2 protein-coding genes are annotated in these 3947 nt (G+C 61.0%); both read right to left on the reverse strand.

What is annotated here, in order from left to right:
* Positions 1 to 2532, reverse strand: a 2532-nt coding sequence (locus IGS51_RS11025; protein ID WP_297078444.1) for a CHAT domain-containing protein, incomplete at its 3' end; no start/stop codon positions are given.
* A 333-nt stretch (positions 2533 to 2865) separates the two neighbouring features.
* Entirely contained in the window at positions 2866 to 3828 is a 963-nt protein-coding gene (locus IGS51_RS11030) for an ATP-grasp domain-containing protein (protein WP_297078445.1), read from the reverse strand.
* Positions 3829 to 3947 lie beyond the last annotated feature (119 nt).

The raw sequence follows: 3947 nt of genomic DNA on the forward strand, positions 1-3947 counted from the left end.
CCCCAGCGCTGCGCGATCGTCGCCGACGGCGGTGGTGCAGGCTGTGAGCGAGAGCAACTGCACCGGGCGATTCGGATCGACCCCCCGCAAGAGCCGATCAAGCTGGTTGAGGGTCAGCTTGTTTTCTGGCGGGTCAGCCGTGACCAGGAACGTGTCTTCTGCCTCAGTGCCAAAGATACCGTGGGTGGCGATGTGCAAAATCGGAAAATCGTTCGAGAACAACGTTTGTGTCAGGTTATCGAGCCGGAATGCGCTGCCCGTTAGCGTCCGGCTGCGGGGCAGTTCGGCGAGAATTGCGTCCAGTTCTTCGCTGACATAAAACAGTGGGGAAAACCCACCCGCCTCGCTGTCGGGCGGGCTGGCATCGGTGAGGCCGGCGGCGAGGGCGCGGAGATTGTCCCGGTCGAGGGGGGCGGGGCTGGTGAGTTGCAGGCTGGGCGTATAGGCGATCGCATACTTCTGGATCAAAAACTGCGTACCATCGTGCAGCGCTGACATGGGCACACTCCGCAAAATGTCGTCCTGCACAAAGGCCAGCGTTTCTACCTGCTGCTGCTGGAACAGCGCTTCAAACGGGCGGATGATCTGGTCATATAGCCGTTGGGCAGGCTGCGGATCGTAGGCGCGAAAGTCCACTTCCAGCCCGCGACGGTAGGCGTTGATTTCATCGCGCAGGGTTTGGCGGTCGGTGTTGATCCACTCGTACTGGCGATCGCCATTGGGCAGCGTCAGCAGCACGGCGGTCTGATCATCTAGAACTACGGTGCTAATGACTGCCGTGCGATCGCCCTCCGTCAGTAGCTTTTGCGCCACCGTCAGATCCACGTTGCGCGAGGTCAACACGCAGTCGTCTCCGAAGTAGTTTTGCAATTCGGCTAGTTTCAGGGAATCGAGCGTCCCCAGGGCGCGGCTGAGGGTGTCGGGACGGTCGGTGCTGGCGGGTGGCAGCAACTCCGACGGCTTGCCCTGCTTCAGTCGCAGCGCCACTAGCTCGCGATATACCGGGTCGATGGAGTCTCGAAAATCGAACTGGATATCGCGGTTGGCGACTAGGATGTCGTCGCGGATGATTTCTAACGTGGCGATCGCCCGCTCGTAGGCCGCGATGGCTTCCGTCGTTTGTCCTTGCGCCTGCAAAATGCGTCCCGTTTGCCATTCCCAGAGGTAGCGGCTGTCGTATTCATATTCTGCGGCAAGGCGGGCATCCTGCGTGATATCCAGTGCTTTTTGGTATTCTTTTTGACATTCGTGCCAGTGTCCCAGTTCTCCTAGCGCAAAGGAGAGCGAACGGCGATCGCCCAGCCTCTCGGCTGCACTAGCGACTGAGTTCAGCATCTCTTTCGCATCATCATTCGCCCCAGCATTCGTTCTGGAATTCACATCAGTATTCACCCCAGAATTCAGCCCAAAATTCGCTCCAGAGTCCACCCCAGGATTTGCAGCAGAGGTCAAACACTGGCTGCGGGCAATCGGCTGCTGGGGCGAGGCGGGCATCAGCAGGCGCACCCAGTCGAGGGCAGCCAGCAGCGTATCCTGACTGGTCGGAAGCTGATTCAGCAGGGCTTTGACGGACTGACGCGCATTTTGGGCTGCTGCGACATTGCCCGTGCGGTCGTAGGCGGGAATCGCATCCAGCAGCGCCCGCAGCCGCTCGGTGGGCTGGGTTGCCAGGTCGAGGCTTTGCTGAAAGTCCTGGAGGGCAGCCTGGTCGAGCGATCGCCCCTCATCGCGCAGGCGCTTGGCTCGCTGCACGTCGCCCAGCGGCTCTGCCGAATTGGCCTGCCGATAGCGCACCACCGCCTGTCGAGTTTTCAGCGCTCCCAGGTTGCTGTAGGTCGCCGCCAACAGCGTCCGGTCGTCCAGCGTTCTGGCTAAGCTAAGGGCCCGGTCTAGCGCCGCCTTGGACGAGTCATCATTGCCCATCAGCCGATGGGCTTGCCCCAGGCTGCCCCAGGCAGCAGCCTCGCCCCGGTGGTCTGCGGTGTGCTGGGCGATCGCCACGGCGCTTTCCTCCCCGCAGCCGCCCTTGGCACTCCGAGGTTCCTCGCCACACAGCAGCGCTACGGCTTTGCGATATTGCCCTATGCGGTTGTAAATCTGCGCCTGCTCGGTGAGCGATCGCCCCCAGCGGGCGGTGTAGTCCACCGCGCGATCGGGCTGCTGGACCGCAAGCTGGCGATAGGTGTTCCCTGCCGTTTGCCACAGGCTCAGCGCGTCGGTCTGCTGCCCGATGGCCTGCCGGGCCCGGGCCAGGTTTTCAGTGAGGATGGCTTCGTGGGCAGGGTTGGGCTGCTGGCGGTAGGTGTCGCGCACAGCTTCCCAGAGGGCGATCGCCCCCAGATAATCCCCCTGGCGATAGCGGTCAATGCCCTGCTGCACCTGGGCCGCTGGGTTCACGGCTTGTCCCCAGCCCGGCCGCAGCGGCAGCACCATGCATAGCCCCACGATCAACAGCCCTAGCCCCAGGTACAGGAGCCGATGCCAGCCCCGCTGCCATTGCTGCATCTCCGGCAGGAGCCTGCCCCTCTGCATCCCGCGCGTTGCCCTTCTCCGTTGGCTCATGCTGACCGCCTCGCCGGTTTTCAGGAAAATTTCTAAAGCACTCTAGAGCAATCTAAAGCAATCTTATTGATGTCCAAATACGGGATATGCAGCTTTGCTGATCCCCCTCCCCCTTTTCTGGTACGCCGAAGGCTTTAAGCTCAAGCCCAGAGCAGGAGAGGGACTTCAAGCCTCTCTTGCTTCCCTTCTCCCGACCTGGGAGAAGGGGCTGGGGGATGAGGGCAGATTGAAAGCTGCACATTGCTTTCTAAACAGCAATCCGAAGCAAAATGCTGACTTTTTTCCCAGACCATACCAGACTTTTTAGGGGAGATTCAAATCCGCCGATGCGTCTGCGGAGTTCACCACTTGGCGCGACCGTTTCTCAATCATTTCATTCATAATCCCCAACTGCTGCCAGAAGTGGACGAGCGGAAGTTGGGGCGACCCAACAAACTGCGGATCGACGGTTTTTAGCGCGATCCACTCGCCGCTCTGGGTCTGGGCGATATCGACCCCCAGCAGCGGCACGTCTAGCCGTTCGGCAACGGCAAAAGCCACGGCAAACAGCGCTTCTTCTTCTTCGACCGAGAGCCAGCGACCGGGGTCGTCACCTGGCCAGGCATAGCCATAGGTGAGGATCGCTCGATCGTACAGCACCACGCGAAACTCGCGCCCCAGGGGAAATCCGGCGGGTGTGGTGTGGTGATGGCGCAGGTTAACCCACTGGCGGGCCAGGACGGGCTGATGCGGCTTCTGGCTGAGTTCCTGGCTGAGTTCTTGGTTTAATTCCTGGTTGAATAAGTCCGCTGCGATGCGTCGCGCTTGCGCTGGCGTTTTGGCGATGCTGCTCCGCAAGGCTAACGCCAACGCCCGCTGCCAGTCTTGCAACACCGCCGCCGCTCCGCTGCGCTGAAAGACCAGTGGTAAGCCGAGTTGGGCGATCGCCCCCTCAACTGCCTCTGGCTGCTCTAGCACGATGCTGGCCGGGGTCAGATCCTTTAGGAGCGGGTAGGCGCGGTGAAATTCTTGAGCAAGCTGGTGCTGGGCGGGGGTGTTGGGCAGGTGGAGGTTCTTGGCCTGGGCAGCGGCAAATAGTTCACCATAGCGGAAGGCGGCGGTCGGCGGCGCAAGCCAGAAGGCGGCGGTCGGCTGGGGCTGGGCTGGAATGGCAGCCAGCGCTTCGGCTGCACCAGCTCCGTCCGTTGCGATCGCCCACACCGGAAAGCCCAAAATTTCGGCGATCGCCCCCGACGCTTCGAGCGATCGCCGCAACTCCGCAGGCACCCCAAGACTTGGACCCTCAAACAGCACAATCATTAAAACATTCAAAACTCTATGACTTAAAAAATCTAGAGCCTACGCACTTGCAATAATTTTTCTGGATTTCGGGCGATTTCTCACGG

This window comes from Thermoleptolyngbya sp. M55_K2018_002 (assembly GCF_015295965.1).
In the GTDB taxonomy this organism is placed as follows: domain Bacteria; phylum Cyanobacteriota; class Cyanobacteriia; order Elainellales; family Elainellaceae; genus Thermoleptolyngbya; species Thermoleptolyngbya sichuanensis.